Below are 18048 nucleotides of genomic sequence, written 5' to 3' on the forward strand. Positions count from 1 at the left end.
ATGCGGTCGTGGTCTTCGCTCCGTCCCCGGTTCTCACGGTCACCGTCGAGGGCCGCGAGGACGCCACCGATGTGCCTCTGCACGCCGGTGGCCAGGGAGTTTTGCAGGCCCGGATGGTTCAGGCTCGCGGTGCGACGCCCCGGCCGAGGTACTGCGTACCTGCACGCTCGGCGTGGCGGCGAACGCGTACATCTCGCCGAGGCTCAGGGCGATGTGTTGTCCCGGCACGATCTCGACGAGCTCTACGACCTCACCCTCCGGGCCGGCCTGGGGACAGACGTCATCATCCTCAGCGCACTGGCCGGCGAAGACGTGGTGCCGGCGGATGTCTACCGCAGCCTCGAGCAGCTCGTCCCCGCCAGGTACGCCCTGCAGGAGGAGGGCGCCGGCACGGTGGCCGAGCTTTAGAGGCGGAGCACCGTGCCCGGTGTCGAACCAATTCGACGGAGATTTTGGCACAAGAGCGGGTTTCCGGAGTATTTCGAGCCGTACTGAGCAAAATCTCCGTCGAATCCGTTCCGTGCGCTGTGACGGGCCTCGTATTCTGGCGTTCCGCGATCACCCGCTCACGTCGTCGGCGCGGTCGGCAGCCACCAGCTCGCGCACGAGCGGTGCCACCTCAGTGCCGTAAAGCTCGATGCTGGTCATCAGCTTCTCGTGGGAGAGCGTGCCGAGGCTGTATTTGAGGTCGAAGCGGGCGAGCCCCAGCCTCACCGCCGTGGCGGCGATCTTCGTGGCCACGGTCTCGGGTGAGCCCACGAACAGGGCGCCGTCCGGGCCGGCGTCGTGTTCGAAGCGCTCCCGGGTGACCGGACCCCAACCGCGCTCGCGGCCGATCCGGTCCTGCATGGCGGCATAGTGCGGCCACGTTTCCTCGCGCGCCCGGGCATCCGTCACGGCCACATATCCCGGGGAGTGCTCGCCGATCGGGCGGGTCGGCTTCTCGAACTGGGCCAGCGCACGGTGATAGAGCTGAACCAGTGGCACGAAGGCCAGCGGCGAGCCGCCGATGATGGCCAGCATCAGCGGCAGGCCGTAGTGCGCGGCGCGCACGACGGACTGGGGGCTGCCGCCCACGCCGATCCAGGTAGTGAGGGATCCGGATTCGGTGGGCGGGAACACCCGCTGGTTACGCAGGCCGGCACGGGTTTCGCCCGACCAGGTGATGGGCTCCTCCTTGAGCAACTCGGTGAAGAGGTTGAGCTTTTCCTCGAACAGAAGCTCATATTGCTCCAGCTCCAGCCCGAAAAGCGGGAACGACTCGGTGAAGGAGCCGCGACCCAGGATGACCTCGGCACGCCCGCTGGAGACCGCGTCGAGGGTGGAGAAGCGCTGGAAGACGCGCACCGGGTCGTCGGAGCTGAGAACGGTGACCGCCGACCCGAGACGGATGCTGGTGGTCTGTCCGGCGATCGCGGCCAGAACAACCTCGGGGGCGGAAACGGCGAAATCTTCCCGGTGGTGCTCACCGATCCCGAAAAAGTCCAGGCCGACCTGATCGGCCAGCACACCCTCGGCCACCACGTTGCGCAGCGTCGCCGCCTGGGACAACCGAGCCCCGAAGGCGTCAAAGGTAACGTCACCGAAGGTATCCAGCCCGAGTTCGAACTTCTTTTTCATCTGGTGCGTGCTCCTCGCCGTGGTCGGAACGTTCGACAAACTCTATGCAAATGCATTCAAAGGAAAAAACCGCGGCCGTCCCGAGAATATTCCGAGCCCGACCTGAGGTTCGGGGCGCTCCGCTAGGGATGGGGCCGCCGGCGAGCCGGCGCGAGGGGGCAGAATGGGGTCAGGCGCCACCATCCGGTCGCCCCGGCGACAGGAGATTTCCCATGACCGAACACGAACTCATTTCGCTCTGGACCCGGGCCCGCTGGCACATCATCGTGTCCCAGTTCGCTCCGACCTTCCTGCTCACGGCGCTCGTGGCCTTCCTGTCCCTCGGCCTTGCGGAGGCCGAGCTGAGCGTGCGCATCGCGGCCGCGGGCATCCTGCTGGCCTCAGGCATTCTCGGCGCGCTCGCTCAAATCGCGTCCGCGAACGAAGGGCTCGCCATCGTGGCTGACCTCCGCGCGCTGCCCGCGAGCAGCGCCCTCGGGCGCGGCGTCATCGCCTCCGCGCCGTGGATCAACGTCGTGCGCTTCCTGACCCCCACAGTCTTCGTGGTCGTCTATATCGCCATTTTGGCGGCCCTGTTCCGACCGTTCGCTTAGCCACTCACCACCACATGTCGTCAGTATCGGAATGTGGACCCCAAGATGTGGTGACGTTGAGGCACCGGGTGTGAGGTCGAATACACAAACCCGAAATTTCGGTCCATCACGCGCACTGGCGCTAACGCTCCCTCCGACGCAGTGCGGATCCGTGCCGCCGTCTCCAGCGCCGAGATCGGCAAGGCGCACCGCGAGGGCGAGCTACACATCCACGAACTCGACATGCTGGCCGGCTATTGCGCCGGCTGGTCGCTCCGGGTGTTCCTCGACGGGGGACTGATTGGCTTTCTCGACAAGGTCGAGTCCACTCCCCGAGGCATTTCTCCTCGGCCATCGCGCAGATCGTCAATTTCCTCGGCACCATGCAGAACAAGTGGGCCGGAGCGCAGGAGTGCAGCTCCTTCGACTCCTACAGGGCGCCGTTCACCAACCTCACGTTCGATTGGGTCTGCCCGGAGGACCTGCGCGAGCAGGTGACCGTGATCGGCGAGGTCGAGCAGGACTTCAACCACGGCGACCTGGCCGAGGAGATGGGCGTGATCAAGCGAGCGTCTATCGACGTGATGACCGCGGTGTTTGGCACTCCTTATTTTCAGAACTTCATTCCAGGAGACCACCGGAAACATGTACAACCTGGAGGCCACACCGGCGGCACCGCGCTGCACCTGTACATGTCGGAGAAGCTCTGCACGGCCGCGGCCTGCCGCGAGCTCGTCCAGCGCTCCCTGACGACGCACCGGCTGCCGTACATCACGGTTACGCCGTCGTTCTCAATCTGCCCCCGACCACGGCTACCTGGCCGGCGAGCACCCGACCTGCACGGTCTGCGGCGGCGTCTGTGAGGTGTGGACCATCGTGATGGGCCACTTCCGCCCGGTCAGCTCGTTCAGCATCGGCAAGAAGTGCGAGCGCGAACGATCTGCAGATCGCGGGACTTGTGGCACTGTCCACCTGCGACTGGCTGCTGGCTGCTGGCTGCTGGCTGCTGGCTGCTGGCTGCTGGCCAAGCGTCTCGGCCTGCTCGACGGCGTGGTCTTTTCGGGTGGGGAGCCCACCCGGCACGCACGACCGTCGACCCGATGATCATGCCCCCCCCCGGAGACATCAGGGGCTCAGCGCCACGCTCACCGCCCTGGGCGTGCGGGAACACGTGCTGCAGACTGTGCGGGCCGAAGGTGCCCGCCCCGCGTTCGCGGCGCGGCTGAAAGCCCACCTGGAGCAGCTGGGCTAGACGGCGTCCCGGTAGACCCACCGGCGGTTCAGGCGCACGAACCGGCTGATCTCGTGCTGCTGCGAGGAGACGCCGCCGGACCGGCTGTGCGCCGTGAACTCCACCACCCCTTCGGTGTCGAACGGGCCGCCCTGCGCGGTCCGTTCGATCTCGAGGCGGAGCCAACGCACGTCGGCGTCGAGTTCCAGCACCTCCGGGCGGGTGAGCGGATGCCACGTCGTGAGCAGGTAGTCCGGCTCCCCCACCGCGAAGGCCGCGTACCGGGACCGCATCAGCGCCTCCGCGGTGGGCGCAAACGCGTCCCCGCGGTGGAACCGACCACAGCACGCGGAATAGAGGTTGCCGCTCAGGCAGGGGCACGGTCGAGGGCGCTGCGGGCGCTCTGCAGGAATCGAAGTCTCGGGCACCCCTCCAGTATCGGGCAGCGTTCGGGCCGCCGGAACCCGGTCGGCTCGGTCTCGTACTCGCGTTCTGCCGACCTGTTCGATCGCAGCGTCGCGGTCACCTCCCCCCGTGCCGGGTTCGTTCTGTGGCTCCCGTCGCTCGGGTGTCGGCCGGACTCGGAGCGATACTCGCGGTGCGGGCAACCGGTGGCGGGACGGTCTGGGCGAGGTGGTCGGCGACCCGGTCCCGGGCCAGGTCGGCGGCCGCCGCCAGGGTTTCGGCTCCTCGAACAGGTGTGTGGCGCCGGGCAACAGGGTACGGCCCGGTACCTGCCGGTCCGGCTCGGGTGGGGAGATGACGGTTTGGGAATGTCGGGCGAAGGAGCCTAGAGTCAGCCCACCATGAATGACATTGCGATCGGCAGATACAAGCACTACAAAGGTCACCTCTACGAGGTTCTCGGCGTGGCCCGGCACTCGGAGACCGAGGAACAGCTGGTGGTCTACACCACCCTGTACGGAGAACGCGGGCTGTGGGTGCGCCCCCTGGCCATGTTCACGGGAACCGTCCGCGTCGACGGCGCAGACGTTCCACGCTTCGCCCTGATCGACGGCGCGTGATCACCAGCCCCCGCAGCCGCGTCAGAGGGCCTCCGCGAGGATCCATCTGATCGATACATTTCATGCGAAAATTGATGAGCTTTTCTGCCCCACATAACCAGAACAGGCCCCGACCGAAGTCGAGGCCTGTTCCATATTTTCGGTACGTTGTGCTACTCGGTGGATCCGAGGGGATTCGAACCCCTGACCCCCTGCATGCCATGCAGGTGCGCTACCAGCTGCGCCACGGACCCAGAATATGTTTCGCAACTTGCCCGAAACAACTTCTTTAGGCTACTACATGATTAGCCTGCCGCTGACCACCGCTACTCGGCGGCCTTGTGGGCAGGCAGTGCGATGGGAATGACGGGGCAGTCTTTCCACAGACGTTCGAGCGAGTAGTACACGCGCTCTTCCTCGTGGAAAATGTGCACGACGAGATCGCCGAAGTCGACGAGGACCCAGCGCCCCTCGGCACGGCCTTCGCGACGCAACGGTTTGTGGCCGGCCTCGGTCATCTTGTCTTCGATCTCACCGGCGATGGCCACCACGTTGCGCTCGGAGCGGCCCGTGACGATCAGGAAGATGTCGGTGAGAGGCAGGGGATTGGATACGTCGATTGCGACGAGGTCCTCCCCCGCTTTCGAGTCTGCGGCGGCGGCGGCCACCTGGAGGAGCTCGAGAGCATGGGCAGAAGCGGTCATCGAATGAATCCCTGAGTTAGTGAAGGCGAAATGGATGGCATTAGAAAATCTTGAGGACGTAGCCGGCCACGATCAGGGCCAGCACGCCGAAAGCGAGCACGCCTGCGGTAACGGTCAGGACGGCCGGGACGGTCAACCCGCGCTTTCTCGGTGGAGCCATGACACCCCGGGTCGAAGCGTGCGTGCTGACGGCGCGGCTCGCACTGACCGGGGCGACGTCGCTATGGTGTCCACCCTCGTCGAGCTGGTCGAGCATCTGGTCCATGTCCGACGAGTCGAAGACGTTCGGCAGGGCTCCGGTGGAACCGAGGCTGCGGGGTAGATCGATCGACCCGGTGACCATAATCTCGCCGGTGCGCATGAGCGGGCCCGACGAAGATCCGTGGTGCGGGATGGACGGCAGGATCAGGGCGTTGGTCGTGGTCGGAATGCCGCCGGCGCTGATGCCGCGAGCCACGATCTGGTCGAACGGTTCGAGCTGTGTCACGCCGGGAACGTGGTCGTCAACCTCGTCGCGGGCCAGCGACCAGTGTCCGACCGGCGGGTGGAGCACTCCGGGTCGGGACTTGACCTTCGTGCGCGGGGAGGCCTCAATCAGGAACTCGACGGGCGGCGCCACCCTGGCGGGGGCCACCGGAACGTGCAGCGCGTCGATGGCGAAGGGGTGCGCAGCCGTCTCGGGGACAGGTGCGGGTGCGATCGCGGCAGCGGGGAGCGCCGACTCGGTGTGGGAGTTGTGCTTCAGCAGGAATTCGCCGGAATCGCCGGTCTGCGCGGTCTGAAGCGCGCGCAGCTCACGACGGGTCAGGGTGTTGTGGTCCTGTGCGTGGAGAACGCTGCGCGTGCCGTCGACGGCGCGAGGCGCGAACGCGGTCGGTGCGGCGGGATACTGCTGGGCGGCATGCTGCTTTGCGGAAAGGGCATCCGTCGAAGGAACCGGTGCCTGATCCACCGGTGCCGGTTCGAGCGGCGCCGGAGGCGCAGGAACGGCGGATTCGCCGGCGACGACCTGCTCGTTCCGACTAGCCAATTCGCGGGCTTGTCGCCGCGTCAGTGGCTGTGGGTCATTACCCAACGTCATGCCACACTCCGATACAGATGATGCTTTGAGATGTACTGGACAACCCCATCGGGGACCAGATACCAGACCGGGAATCCCCGATTCACACGTTCCCGGCAGTCCGTGGACGAGATGGCCAGAGCCGGAACCTCCAATAAGCTTACGTCCTGGTTGGGCAATCCCGAAATACTGAGCTCGTGTCCCGGACGACTCACAGCCACGAAATGGGCCAGATCCCAAAGCTCCTGAACATCTTTCCAGCCCAGGATCTGCCCCATCGCGTCGGCACCCGTGATGAAGAAGAGCTCCGCGTCCGGGCGTTCGGCGTGCAGATCCCGCAGGGTGTCGATCGTGTACGTGGGCCCGGTTCGGTCGATGTCGACCCGGCTGACGGTGAACCGGGGATTGGAGGCGGTGGCGATGACCGTCATGAGATACCGATGCTCGCTCTCGGTCACATCTGCCTTCTGCCACGGCTGACCGGTGGGAACGAAAATGACCGTATCAAGGTCGAAGCTCTGAGCCACCTCGCTGGCGGCCACAAGGTGCCCGTGGTGAATGGGGTCGAACGTGCCGCCCATCACGCCGATGCGCGGTGGGCGGGCCCCGAAATTATGGATGGTGACGCTTCCGATTAGTGGTCGCTGCGCGCGCCGCCGTGGGCGTCGGAGTAAGCCTTCGCCTTGGCCTGGTGGCGGTTGGCGACATCCCGGTAGGACCAGACGACGAAGCCGAGCGCGGCGAAGACCACGAGGGCGATCACTCCGTAGAGGAAGATCGGCATCGGCAAATCGACGAGCCCGGCCTCAGCCAGCACAACGGTCAGGAACGACATGGGATTCTCCATTCAGGGACTCACATGGCACAGCGATACGCCATGGCCAACAGTCTAGCGGGGGCTATGCGCGCACCTGGCCGGAGCCACGCACGATCCACTTGGTGCTGGTGAGCTCGGGCAGACCCATCGGCCCGCGAGCGTGCAGTTTCTGAGTGGAAATGCCCACCTCGGCTCCGAAACCGAACTCGCCGCCATCGGTGAACCGGGTCGAGGCATTGACCATGACCGCCGCGGAATCCACTTCTCCGAGGAACCGGTCGGCGTTCACGATGTCGTTTGTGATGATCGACTCCGTGTGCCCGGTCGAGTAGCGACGGATGTGCGCAATGGCGTCGTCGAGGGAGTCGACGACCGCCACGGCCAGTTCGAGGCCCATGTACTCGGTGGACCAGTCCTCCTCCGTGGCCGGCACCGCCGCGGGGAAGATCTCGCGCACGCGGTCGTCGCCGTGCAGGGTAACGCCGGACTCCGTCAGCTTCGCCAGAACGGCCGGCAGGAGCCGCGCGGCCGCGGCCTCGTGCACGAGCAGAGTCTCGAGGGCGTTGCAGACACTGGGCCGGTGCACCTTCGAGTTGTGCACGATGTCGACCGCCCACTCCGGATTCGCCGACTCGTCGACGAAGATGTGCACGACGCCTGCCCCGGTCTCGATCACGGGCACGGTCGACTGGGTGACGACGGCCCGAATCAGACCGGCGCTCCCCCGCGGGATCAGCACGTCGACAAGGCCGCGGGCCTGCATCAGTTCGGTGGCACCGGTACGGCCGAACGGGTCGATGGTCTGCACGCACGCCTCGGGCAGGCCGACCTGCCTGATCGCCGCCTGGAGTAGGGTGACGAGCACCCGGTTGGTGTTCTCGGCGGCCGATCCACCCCGCAGGACGACGGCGTTGCCACTCTTCAGAGCGATGGCGGCTATGTCCACGGTGACGTTCGGGCGGGCCTCGTAGATGACGCCGACGACACCGAAGGGTACACGCACCTGGCTGATTCGTACGCCGTTGGGCAGGCTGGAGCCGCGCACAACCTCCCCAACGGGATCGGTGAGCAGGCTGATCTCGAGCACGGCGTCGGCGAGGGCGTTAATGCGCGCCTCGTCGAGGCTGAGGCGGTCGAGCATGCCCTCGGAGAGGCCATTGTGCGTGCCAGCGGCCAGATCCAGGGTGTTGGCGGCCAGAATCTCCGCAGCGCTCCCCCGCAGGGCGGCGGCGATCCCGTGCAACGCCTGGTTCTTCAACCCGGTCGACGTCGTGGCCAGAGTTCGGGCGGCGGTTCGGGCGGCTTCGAGGATCGGAGTGATCTGAGGTGAGTCGGTCTGCAACATCCCGGTAGTTTAGGCCAGAGCGGGTTCGAACCAGGTTCCGACCGGGTCGCCGCGGAGTGCCTCGGCAACCAGACCAGTCGATGTGAGCAGCACGGCAGTGCCGGCCTCCGCCGCGATCCGTGCGGCCGACACCTTGGTGTCGGCACCCCCGGTACCCACGCCGGAGCGGCTGCCGCTGAGCTCGACACCGAGCATGGGATCGCCGCAGGGGACGTGATCGATGCGTTCCGCGCCCGGCAGGTGCGGCGCGCGCGTGTAGAGGGCGTCGACGTCGCTGAGCAGGACCAGCAGGTCGGCGTGGATGAGCGTGGCGACCAGGGCGGCCAACCGGTCGTTGTCGCCGAACCGGATCTCGTGGGTGGCGACCGTGTCGTTCTCGTTGACGATCGGCAGGATGCGCAGACCGAGCAGGCGATCCATCGCCCGGTGCGCGTTGCCTCGATGCGAGGGGTTTTCCAGGTCACCGGCAGTGAGCAGCACCTGGCCGGCGACGATGTCGTACCGGTCGAGGCTGTCCTGGTAGCGGAAGATGAGCAGGTTCTGGCCCACGGATGCCGCGGCCTGCTGGGTGGCCAGGTCGGTGGGGCGCTCGTCGAGTTGCAGGTAGGGCATGCCGGTGGCGATGGCCCCGGAGGAGACGAGGACGATCTCCACTCCGCGCCCGTGCGCTTCGGCAAGGGCATCGACGAGCGGGATGATCTGTGCGATGTTCGCGCCGCTGATCGAGGAGGAGCCGACCTTCACAACGATGCGCGCGGCCGACGCGACCTCGTGTCGGCCGAGTGCGCTCACAGAAGCGCTCGGCCGGGCGCGGTGGGCATCGGCTCGAACCAGGTGCCACAGGAGCCGCCGCGGAGGGCCTCTGCGGCCAGGCTCGTCTCAGTGATGAGAACGGCCGTTCCGGCGGAGGCGGCCAGGCGGGCCGCCTTCACCTTGGTGTCCGCCCCGCCGGTGCCCACGGTGCCGGCACCCTTGTTCGCCCCGAACTCCATGCCGTCCAGTTCCTGGTCGAACCCGATAAAGTCGATCGGTTCCGCACCGGGCAGGTGCGGGGGCTTGGTGTAGAGCGCGTCGACGTCGCTGAGCAAGAGCAGTAGGTCGGCGCGGATGAGCACCGAGAGCATGGCGGCGAGCCGGTCGTTGTCGCCGAATCGCAGCCCGTAGGTCGCGACCGTGTCGTTCTCGTTCACGACGGGCATGATGCGCAGGTCCAGCAGCCGGTTCACCGCGCGGCGGGTATTGCTGCGGTGCGGCTCGTTGAGTAGGTCACCCTCTGTCAGCAGCACCTGCCCCGCGGCAATGCCATAGCGGTCCAGAGTCTCCTGGTAACGGGCCGTGAGCACGTTCTGACCCACGGATGCCGCGGCCTGCTGGGTGGCTAGGTCGGCCGGCCGCTCGTCGAGGTTGAGGTAGTCCATGCCGCTGGCGACGGCGCCGCTCGACACCAGGACGACCTCCACGCCGCGATTGTGGGCCTGGGCCAGGACCTCGATCAGAGGTGCGATCTGCTCGGAGTTGTCGCCGCTGATCGACGAGGAGCCGACCTTCACGACGATGCGCCGGGCGGCGGCTACCTGGGCGCGGGAGCGGTGACTCATTCGGCCCCGCTCTCCTTACGGGGCGACACCGGGACTGAACCGTCGCCCGTGAGAGTGTCGCCGTTGTACTCTTCCTCGCCGGTCGACCACATGCCGGCCTCGCGCTCTCGGATCAGTTCGGCGCGTGCGGCTGCCTTGGCGTCCATCCGGCCGAAGTACTCCTCTCGGCGCTCGTTGCTGGTGCGTCGCTTGGAGTCGTCAAGGCGGGTGTCGGTGCCACGCGGTGCCGTGATCAGTTCGGCCGTGGAGGTGAGGGTGGGCTCCCAGTCGAAGACCACGCCGTTGCCGGGCCCGATGATGACCGTCGAGCCGGCGATCGCGCCGGCCTTGAACAGTTCGTTCTCGATGCCGAGCTTGGCCAGGCGGTCGGCCAGGAAGCCGACGGCCTCGTCGTTCTTGAAGTCCGTCTGCTGCACCCAGCGCTCGGGCTTGGTGCCGATGATGCGGTAGATGTTGCCGAACGACCCACCCTCGACCTTGACGACGAAGCCACTGTCGTCGACGGCCTTCGGGCGGATCACGATGCGCGGCTTGACGGCCTGCGCCGCGGCGGCCTCGACCCGGCCGGCCTCGACGGTCTCGGCCAGCGCGTAGTTGAGCTGCTTGAGACCCTCATGGCTGACGGTCGAGATCTCGAACACGCGGTAACCGCGCGCCTCGAGGTCGGGCTTGACGAACTCCGCGAGCTCCCGGCCCTCGGGAACGTCGATCTTGTTCAGGGCGATCAGCTGGGGGCGGTCGAGGAGCGGCTTCTGGCCGTCGGGCACCGGGTAGGCGGCCAGTTCGCCGAGAATGACGTCGAGGTCGCTGAGCGGGTCACGGTCAGGGTCGAGTGTGGCGCAGTCGAGGATGTGCAGCAACGCCGTACACCGTTCCACGTGACGAAGGAATTCGAGGCCGAGGCCCCTTCCCTCGCTGGCGCCCTCGATCAGTCCGGGCACGTCGGCGACGGTGTAGCGCACCTCGCCGGCATCCACGACGCCGAGGTTGGGGTGCAGGGTCGTGAACGGGTAATCCGCGATCTTGGGCCGGGCCGCCGAGATGGCCGCGATCAGGCTGGACTTGCCGGCCGAGGGGTAGCCGACGAGCGCGACATCCGCGACGGTCTTGAGTTCAAGCTGGATGTCGCCTTCCCAGCCGTAGGTGCCGAGCAGGGCGAAGCCGGGGGCTTTGCGTTTGAGCGAGGCCAGGGCCGCGTTGCCGAGCCCGCCCTGACCGCCAGGCGCCACGACGATGCGGAAGCCCGGCTCGGTCATGTCGGCGAGTTCGTTGCCCTCGGCGTCTTTGACCACGGTGCCGAGCGGGACGGCCAGCTCCATCAGCTCGCTGCCGAAGCCGGCGCGGTGGTCACCCATGCCGGGGCCGCCGTTCGCGGAACTGCGGTGCGGGGACCGATGGTAACCGAGGAGGGTCGTCACGTTCGGGTCAGCGACGAGCACGATGTCACCACCGCTTCCGCCGTTGCCGCCGTCAGGGCCGGCGAGCGGCTTGAACTTCTCACGCTTGACGGAGACACAGCCGTTCCCTCCGTTGCCTGCTCGCAGGTGGAGAGTGACGTGGTCAACAAACGTGGCCATGGGGGTGCCCCTTTCAGGTGGCAAAAAGCTCAGTGGTGCGTAAATCATTGGTGCTATGCATCTTGTCGTGCGGGTGCCGTGAAACACGCAAAGGGCGAGCCGAAGCCCGCCCTCACGCTTACCGATGTGAAATGCCTAAGCGGCAGCCACCACGATGTTGACAACCTTGCGGCCGCCCTTGGCGCCGAACTCAACCGAGCCGGGCTCGAGAGCGAAGAGCGTGTCGTCGCCACCACGGCCGACGTTGACGCCGGGGTGGAAGTGGGTGCCGCGCTGACGGACGATGATCTCGCCCGCGCTGACAACCTGACCGCCGAAGCGCTTCACGCCGAGGCGCTGGGCGTTGGAGTCGCGACCGTTGCGAGTGGAACTCGCGCCTTTTTTATGTGCCATCTGTTCTGCTCCTCAGGGCCTAGGCGATGCCGGTAACCTGAACGCGAGTGAGCTCCTGACGGTGCCCCTGACGCTTCTTGTACCCGGTCTTGTTCTTGAACTTCTGGATGACGATCTTCGGACCGCGGAGGTCGTTCAAAACCTCGGCCGTGACCGTTATCTTGGCCAGTGACTGGGAGTCAGAGGTGATCGTGTCGCCGTCGACGAGAAGCACTGCGGCCAGCTCGACGTTGCCGTCCTTATTGGCTTTGATTCGGTCCATCGTGACGATGGTCCCGACCTCTACCTTTTCCTGCCGCCCACCGGCGCGCACAACTGCGTAAACCACGTTACGTACCTATCTCTGGGGAGCCGTGAGGCCCCGTGATGGAAAGTTACTGCCTTAAACACGCCAAGTCGGCCCGTCGCTCTCAGAAAACCACGGTGATCGCGGGAGCAAAGGCCCGTCGCACACCAAAAGTCAACGTTAGCCGATCCTGCTGCGACGGTCAAACCGAGGCCGGATCATAGAATCGGGTAATGACCGTCTTGATCGACAAGCCGATGTGGCCCGCGCATGGCACCGTCTGGTCCCATCTTGTCAGCGATTCGTCACTGGCCGAACTGCACGCTTTCGCGGCCCGCAACGGAATCCCCCGCCGCGGCTTCGACCTGGACCACTACGACGTACCCGCCCACCGTTATGACGCCCTCGTGGCCTCGGGGGCGCATCCGGTGGACAATCGGGAACTGGTTCTCCGGCTCCGCGCAAGCGGCCTGCGTGTGCGCGGGCGGGACCGATCGGGCAGCGGCTCTCTCCCAGAGTCCTGATCGGGGCCCGAAGCGCTGCCTCGCCGGTTGAAAGAGACCGGGAGACCGGCGACGCCCAGCCCCGTGGGCTGTGCGCCACCGGTCTCCCGATCGACTCGATTCGTTCCTGCAGTGATTCTCGTTACTGCTGGGAATCCGGGGCCGTGGTCATGATCGGCTGGGCCGACCCGGTGGATCCGCCGGCCGTCGTCACCCGCCGGCTGCGCGAACGCCCCTGGCCCGGCTGCTTGGGCTCGGGCAGGGCGTCCAGCACCGAGTCCAGCAGCTGGTCGGTGACCTGCTTGCTGACCGTGCGGCGGCTACGGGAGGACTTCTTGACCGGGATGTCCAGGATGGCGACGGGCTCGTCGTCGTCGGGCGCTGCGGCCTCGTGCGCGGCAGGCGCCTCGACCGGGGTCTGCTGCGCGTCCCGCACCGGGGTTTCCGGGGTCACGATGGGCGCTGCGTCCCGCTGGCGGGGCGTGGAGGACGCCCTACGGCTGCGGCGTGCCGACGGTGCAGACGTCTTCTCGGCCGCGACTGCCTCATTCACGGCCTCCTCGATCGGGTTGGCCTCGGCGGCCGGGTTGGCTGATGCGGCGGTCGCCGCGTCGACAGATGACCCGTCGGCTGAGGCCGCGGGGGCGGCCGCCTTCTCCGCGGGAACCGATTCCGGCATCGCCTCAGGCAGGGCAATGATCGGGATCGAGCCGGTCAGGGCGCGCGGGATGGTGCGGGCGGCGATCAGGGCGAGGGCGTGCTTGGCATCCTCGGTGATGCCGTGGGTGCCGTGTCCGGACTTGCCGGCATCGGCCTGAGACGCGTGCACGGCTGCGGAGTTGGTACCGTTTCCGTTTCCGTTTCCGTTTCCGTTTCCGCCGCGGTGCCCGTTGTCGCCGCCGGAATTGGTGCCCGACTTGCTGCGCGGGCGACGCTCCATGGCCGGCTGAGCCGTCTGGCGGTGCTTGAGTACCGGGTCATGGTGGATGACGATGCCTCGGCCGGCGCAGGCTTCACAGTTCTCGCTAAATGATTCCAGGAGTCCGAGACCGAGCTTTTTGCGGGTCATCTGCACAAGCCCGAGCGAGGTGACCTCGGCGACCTGATGCTTGGTGCGGTCGCGGCTCAGGCATTCGAGCATGCGGCGCAGCACGAGGTCGCGGTTGGTTTCGAGGACCATGTCGATGAAGTCGACGACGATGATGCCGCCGATGTCGCGCAGACGCAGCTGGCGAACGATCTCTTCGGCAGCCTCGAGGTTGTTCTTCGTGACGGTCTCCTCGAGGTTTCCACCAGAGCCGACGAACTTGCCGGTGTTGACATCGACGACGGTCATGGCCTCGGTGCGGTCGATCACGAGGGAGCCACCGGACGGTAGCCAGACCTTGCGGTCGAGGGCCTTCTCGATCTGCTCCGAAATGCGGTACTCGTCGAAGGCGTCGTTCTCGCCCTCGTAGCGCTCCACGCGCTCCACCAGGTCCGGTGCGACCTGGCGCAGGTAGGCCTCGATGACCTCACGGGATTCCTCGCCGGAGATGACCATCTTCTGAAAGTCCTCGTTGAAGACATCCCGCACGATCTTGATCAGAAGGTCCGGTTCGCTGTGCAGCAGGGCCGGTGCCTGCACCGTGTCGACCTGCTTGGCGATGGACGCCCACTGCGAGGTGAGCCGGTTGACGTCGAGCGTGAGCTGCTCGTCGGTGGCACCCTCGGCCGCGGTGCGCACGATGACTCCCACGTTCTCGGGCAGAACCTCCTTGAGGATCTTCTTCAAGCGCGCCCGCTCGGTGTCGGGCAACTTGCGGCTGATCCCGTTCATCGAGCCGTTCGGCACGTAGACGAGGTAGCGGCCGGGCAGTGACACCTGGCTGGTGAGTCGCGCACCCTTGTGCCCGATCGGGTCCTTCGTGACCTGCACGAGCACCTTGTCGCCCGGCTTGAGCGCGAGCTCGATGCGCCGAGCCTGGCTGCTGTTACCGGAGTTCTCGGCGGCGGCCTCCCAGTCGACCTCACCCGAGTACAGCACGGCGTTGCGGCCGCGTCCGATGTCGACGAAGGCTGCTTCCATGCTCGGCAGCACGTTCTGCACCTTGCCCAGGTAGACGTTTCCGATCAGCGAGGCATCCTGATTCTTGGCGACGTAGTGCTCGACCAGCACACCGTCTTCCAGCACCCCGATCTGAATCTTGTTCTGCTTGGCCCGCACGACCATGACCCGGTCGACGGATTCGCGGCGGGCGAGGAACTCGGCCTCGGTGATCACCGGGCGACGGCGCCCGGCATCGCGGCCGTCACGGCGGCGCTGCTTCTTGGCCTCGAGGCGGGTCGACCCCTTGATCCGCTGGGGTTCGGTGATGAGTTCGGGTTCGCGGGGCGTACGCACGCGAACAACGGTGTTCGCGGGGTCGTCGGATCCGGACCGGTTCTCGTCGCCAGTGCGCCGACGGGCGCGACGACGAACGGTCGACGACTCGTCGCCCTCGTCGTCATGGTCCTGACGGATGTCCTGGCCGGTGTCCTGGCGCTGGTCCTGGCGCGCGGTGTCGCGGCGCGCTCCGGTGCGGGCCGGTAGCGGCACGATGACCGGGGCCTGGAACACCAGCGAGGTGGACGGGCGGCGAACCACATCGGCGGTCGGGGTGGGCGGCGGCGTCGGTTCCACGGCAGCGTCCTGTTCTGAGTCGGGGGTTTCGCCGAACGGAGCGGCGGCTGCCGGCTCGGTCACGGCGTCGTCGGTGTGGACGCGGGGTGTCTGCGCTGCTGAAAGCGGCTCGCGCGTCGCCGCAGCGACGTTCTGTGCGGCGTCATTGTGCTGCGCACTGATGTTCTCAGGCGCGGCCTCCGGAACGGTCACCGGGGTGGCAGCCCTCCGCGAGGTGCGGCGGGTGCCGAATAAACCCTTGCGTTTTTTGATGTTTTCGTTGTCTTCCACCATCACTGGCGCGCTCCTTGACCAGTGTGGGCGACCGCGCCACCCATCCGGCTACTCTCTCGTGCGAGGATCACGCTTGCGCGAAACCCTCGGAAATCCTCGTCGTTCGCAACCGGCTCTTGGCTCTGGCTGCTAATACCTTTGGTCGTGGGACCAATGAATCTGGGCCTTTACGGCCCATTAAGACTTGTATGGCGTCAACTTGAGCGCGGCCCAAGCGACTGTTCCGATTATCGCATGCATTCTCAGGAACACATGCGAGGCACATGACATAATCCAAACGTGCCCCACAACCCGCCCGTCAAGCGCCCCATCGGGCTCGCCATCTTCTTCATCATCGGTGGTTTGATCGCCCTCACCGCGGCTTTCCTCCTGACCGTCGACAAGTTCGCGATCCTCGAGGACCCGCAGGCCCAGCTTTCCTGCAACTTCAGTGTGCTGGTGGGCTGCAGCACCAACCTGGGATCGTGGCAGGGTGCCATCCTCGGTTTCCCCAACCCGGTGATCGGCTTGATGGCCTGGCCGGTCGTCATCGCGATCGGCGCCGCGATCCTGGCCGGGGCGCGGTTAGCCCGCTGGTTCTGGATCGCGCTGAACGTGGGCGTCACCGGCGCCCTCGCGTTCGTGATCTGGCTGATGGCGCAGAGCTTCTTCGAGCTCGACGTGCTCTGCCCGTGGTGCATGGTGACCTGGACGGTCACGATCCCAATGTTCCTAGCCGTGACGCTGCACAACCTCACGTCGGGCAACCTCCCAGCGGGGCCGCGCGTGCGGCGCCTGGCATCCGTCGCCTCCTCCTGGATCATTGTGATCACGATCGTCTGCTATCTGATCGCCGCCGTCATCGCCCAGGTCGAGATGGACTTCCTGAACCGCCTGTAATGGCGACCCTGCCCCCGTCCGGTTGAGACCCGGTGGTCGAGCTCCGGTGACGTGGCGGCCGGAGGTTGCCGCTCCGGGCATCCGTTGCGGTTGCTAACCTCGGAAATTTTTGCGACACGCCGCTCACGGCGCCACAACCGGCGTTTCCCGAAAATCTCCGCTTTTATGCGACGACGGATGCGTGCTGCGCGCCCCGCGACGGCTGTTCCCTTTCCACCACAATACGCGTTTGATCAGGTTATCCACAGGGCGCTGACGGGTGCCGATCTGGGGCATGGAATGTCAGTGGCTGCCCGTAGCGTTTGTCTCATGAAATCCTCATACAGTGAGCAGCTAGAACGCCTGGGTCGTCACTTCGACGCCATCCGGGAGACCCAGGCGGACGCCGCCCTGGGTCGACGCCCACCTGGCCGAACAGGTCGATCAGGCCCGCCGGTTCGCCGAAGCCCTGGCCCGCGACGCGGCCCAGGCAGCCAAAGACAAGGCCAGGGAGGGACCCCGGCCGGGAGGGGGGAAGGGGGGGGTACACAACCACCGGGTTTCGACCGGCAGAGCCATCGGCCGGCTCAGCCAGCACCGCGGCTCAGCGCGTGGTTACGGTTCCGCCGAGAGAGGCGACCGCCCGCAGCAGTCGGGGACCCTCGGCGACCCAGGCCACGAGCATCACGACCAGGGATGCGGCGAAGATCCAGAATCCGGTCCAGCCGTCGTCGCTCTGCGCCGCGTACATGTGGTTCAGGTTGCGCAGGGCACCGGTGGCGAACACCAGCGTGACGTGGATCACGATGAATGCAAGGAAAAAGACCATCACGCCCACGTGCACGGCCCTGGTCGGGCGCAGCGGGATCAGTTCTCCAAGCCGGCGCGACGTGCAGAGCGGTGACAGACGGATGCCCGAGACCAAGGCGAGCGGCGCGGCCACGAACACGATGCTGAAGTAGCTCAGAGTTTGTAGCGCGTTGTAGTTCACCCAGCCGTCGGTGATCGGCCAGTCCAGTGAGGCGTACTGGAGGGCGGCCGAGAGTGCGTTCGGAATGATGTCCCAGCTGACCGGCACGATGCGCACCCACTGACCGGTGACGAACAGCAGCACGTAGAAGACGATCCCGTTGAGTACCCAAAGGGCATCCACCGCGAGGTGCAGCCAGAGGTTGATGCCCAACCGGCGGGGGGCACGTCGGGTTCGAAAAAGGCCGGTGTTGCGCCGGGTCCAGAACATGCTCGGGCGCCCGGCCGTGCGGATCTGCCAACCCGAACGCACGATGAAGAGCAGGAAGAAAACATTCAGGCCGTGCTGCCACGCCAGCCACGCGGGGAAGCCGACGGGGGCCCACGACGGCAACGGCGAGGCCCCCGGGAAGTCGACCAGGAACTCCTGCGCCATCGGCAGGGAACGGATGCCCCGGGCGGCGAGCACGACGGCGACCAGCAGGATGATCGCCAGCGGGATTGCCCAGACCAGATTGAACCAGGGGTTCCGGGCATGCGGCATGGTGAGGCTTTCTAGTCAGACGAATCAAAGAG

20 protein-coding genes, 1 tRNA gene and 1 pseudogene are annotated in these 18048 nt (G+C 66.4%); 7 read left to right on the forward strand and 15 right to left on the reverse strand.

Going from position 1 to position 18048, the window contains the following annotated elements:
- Positions 1-216: 216 nt before the first annotated feature.
- On the forward strand, positions 217-408 hold the full coding sequence (locus E3O28_RS06355; protein WP_134343145.1) for a hypothetical protein: 192 nt from the start codon (positions 217-219) through the stop codon (positions 406-408).
- A 150-nt stretch (positions 409-558) separates the two neighbouring features.
- Here E3O28_RS06355 and E3O28_RS06360 read toward each other — a convergent pair whose 3' ends face one another.
- Complete coding sequence (locus tag E3O28_RS06360; protein WP_134415441.1) at positions 559-1620, reverse strand: LLM class flavin-dependent oxidoreductase; 1062 nt, start codon at positions 1618-1620, stop codon at positions 559-561.
- A gap of 212 nt (positions 1621-1832) precedes the next feature.
- Here E3O28_RS06360 and E3O28_RS06365 point away from each other — a divergent pair, with 212 nt between their 5' ends.
- The 3 genes and pseudogenes from E3O28_RS06365 to nrdD (E3O28_RS06370) all read left to right on the forward strand — a co-directional run bounded on the left by E3O28_RS06365 (position 1833) and on the right by nrdD (E3O28_RS06370) (position 3055).
- Complete coding sequence (locus E3O28_RS06365; RefSeq protein WP_104103444.1) at positions 1833-2213, forward strand: hypothetical protein; 381 nt, start codon at positions 1833-1835, stop codon at positions 2211-2213.
- 141 nt (positions 2214-2354) lie between these two features.
- Positions 2355-2480 (forward strand): annotated as a pseudogene (gene nrdD / locus E3O28_RS17315) (anaerobic ribonucleoside-triphosphate reductase); the annotation flags it as partial.
- On the forward strand, positions 2450-3055 hold the full coding sequence (gene nrdD, locus E3O28_RS06370; RefSeq protein WP_347232369.1) for an anaerobic ribonucleoside-triphosphate reductase: 606 nt from the start codon (positions 2450-2452) through the stop codon (positions 3053-3055). The pseudogene nrdD (E3O28_RS17315) and the gene nrdD (E3O28_RS06370), both read left to right, overlap by 31 nt.
- 385 nt (positions 3056-3440) lie before the next feature.
- Here nrdD (E3O28_RS06370) and E3O28_RS06375 read toward each other — a convergent pair whose 3' ends face one another.
- A complete protein-coding gene (locus tag E3O28_RS06375; RefSeq protein WP_104103582.1) occupies positions 3441-3836 on the reverse strand; it encodes a YchJ family protein in 396 nt (131 codons plus the stop codon).
- 393 nt (positions 3837-4229) lie between these two features.
- Here E3O28_RS06375 and E3O28_RS06380 point away from each other — a divergent pair, with 393 nt between their 5' ends.
- Positions 4230-4448: a DUF1653 domain-containing protein gene (locus E3O28_RS06380; RefSeq protein WP_134343143.1), complete on the forward strand. Its 219-nt coding sequence runs from the start codon at positions 4230-4232 to the stop codon at positions 4446-4448.
- A gap of 160 nt (positions 4449-4608) precedes the next feature.
- Here E3O28_RS06380 and E3O28_RS06385 read toward each other — a convergent pair.
- The 11 genes from E3O28_RS06385 to rplU all read right to left on the reverse strand — a co-directional run bounded on the left by E3O28_RS06385 (position 4609) and on the right by rplU (position 12249).
- Positions 4609-4681 (reverse strand) — tRNA-Ala (locus E3O28_RS06385).
- A 72-nt stretch (positions 4682-4753) separates the two neighbouring features.
- Positions 4754-5131, reverse strand: coding sequence for a ribosome silencing factor (rsfS, locus tag E3O28_RS06390; RefSeq protein ID WP_104194944.1), 378 nt, complete (start codon positions 5129-5131; stop codon positions 4754-4756).
- A gap of 40 nt (positions 5132-5171) precedes the next feature.
- A complete protein-coding gene (locus E3O28_RS06395) occupies positions 5172-6161 on the reverse strand; it encodes a hypothetical protein (RefSeq protein WP_134415442.1) in 990 nt (329 codons plus the stop codon).
- Between the two features lie 47 nt (positions 6162-6208).
- Entirely contained in the window at positions 6209-6811 is a 603-nt protein-coding gene (nadD, locus tag E3O28_RS06400; RefSeq protein WP_255570938.1) for a nicotinate-nucleotide adenylyltransferase, read from the reverse strand.
- A gap of 14 nt (positions 6812-6825) precedes the next feature.
- Positions 6826-7026: a hypothetical protein gene (locus E3O28_RS06405; RefSeq protein WP_104103428.1), complete on the reverse strand. Its 201-nt coding sequence runs from the start codon at positions 7024-7026 to the stop codon at positions 6826-6828.
- A gap of 64 nt (positions 7027-7090) precedes the next feature.
- Complete coding sequence (locus E3O28_RS06410) at positions 7091-8353, reverse strand: glutamate-5-semialdehyde dehydrogenase (RefSeq protein ID WP_104103426.1); 1263 nt, start codon at positions 8351-8353, stop codon at positions 7091-7093.
- 9 nt (positions 8354-8362) lie between these two features.
- The gene (gene proB / locus E3O28_RS06415; RefSeq protein WP_104103424.1) at positions 8363-9145 is read right to left on the reverse strand and encodes a glutamate 5-kinase; all 783 of its coding nucleotides are present in this window, start codon (positions 9143-9145) and stop codon (positions 8363-8365) included.
- Positions 9142-9951, reverse strand: coding sequence for a glutamate 5-kinase (gene proB / locus E3O28_RS06420; RefSeq protein ID WP_134343140.1), 810 nt, complete (start codon positions 9949-9951; stop codon positions 9142-9144). The genes proB (E3O28_RS06415) and proB (E3O28_RS06420) overlap by 4 nt, the downstream gene beginning before the upstream one ends.
- Complete coding sequence (obgE, locus tag E3O28_RS06425; protein WP_134415443.1) at positions 9948-11528, reverse strand: GTPase ObgE; 1581 nt, start codon at positions 11526-11528, stop codon at positions 9948-9950. The genes proB (E3O28_RS06420) and obgE overlap by 4 nt, the downstream gene beginning before the upstream one ends.
- Positions 11529-11663: 135 nt before the next feature.
- On the reverse strand, positions 11664-11921 hold the full coding sequence (gene rpmA / locus E3O28_RS06430; protein WP_104169636.1) for a 50S ribosomal protein L27: 258 nt from the start codon (positions 11919-11921) through the stop codon (positions 11664-11666).
- Between the two features lie 19 nt (positions 11922-11940).
- Positions 11941-12249, reverse strand: a complete 309-nt coding sequence (rplU, locus tag E3O28_RS06435; RefSeq protein ID WP_104103412.1) for a 50S ribosomal protein L21 — start codon at positions 12247-12249, stop codon at positions 11941-11943.
- A 191-nt stretch (positions 12250-12440) separates the two neighbouring features.
- Between rplU and E3O28_RS06440 the strand changes: the two genes are divergently transcribed.
- Positions 12441-12731 (forward strand): DUF4031 domain-containing protein, encoded by a 291-nt coding sequence (locus E3O28_RS06440; RefSeq protein ID WP_104103409.1) that lies wholly within the window; start codon positions 12441-12443, stop codon positions 12729-12731.
- A 121-nt stretch (positions 12732-12852) separates the two neighbouring features.
- Here the strand turns inward: E3O28_RS06440 and E3O28_RS06445 are convergent, their stop codons facing one another.
- Positions 12853-15645 (reverse strand): Rne/Rng family ribonuclease, encoded by a 2793-nt coding sequence (locus E3O28_RS06445; RefSeq protein WP_134415447.1) that lies wholly within the window; start codon positions 15643-15645, stop codon positions 12853-12855.
- 279 nt (positions 15646-15924) lie between these two features.
- Between E3O28_RS06445 and E3O28_RS06450 the strand changes: the two genes are divergently transcribed.
- Positions 15925-16524 carry a vitamin K epoxide reductase family protein gene (locus tag E3O28_RS06450; protein ID WP_241973036.1) on the forward strand — a complete coding sequence of 200 codons (600 nt, stop codon included), beginning with the start codon at positions 15925-15927 and terminating at the stop codon, positions 16522-16524.
- 583 nt (positions 16525-17107) lie between these two features.
- Here E3O28_RS06450 and E3O28_RS06455 read toward each other — a convergent pair.
- Positions 17108-18016 carry a hypothetical protein gene (locus tag E3O28_RS06455; protein ID WP_134343139.1) on the reverse strand — a complete coding sequence of 303 codons (909 nt, stop codon included), beginning with the start codon at positions 18014-18016 and terminating at the stop codon, positions 17108-17110.
- Between the last annotated feature and the right edge of the window lie 32 nt (positions 18017-18048).

This window comes from Cryobacterium sp. TMT2-14 (genome assembly GCF_004402465.1).
Lineage (GTDB): Bacteria > Actinomycetota > Actinomycetes > Actinomycetales > Microbacteriaceae > Cryobacterium > Cryobacterium sandaracinum.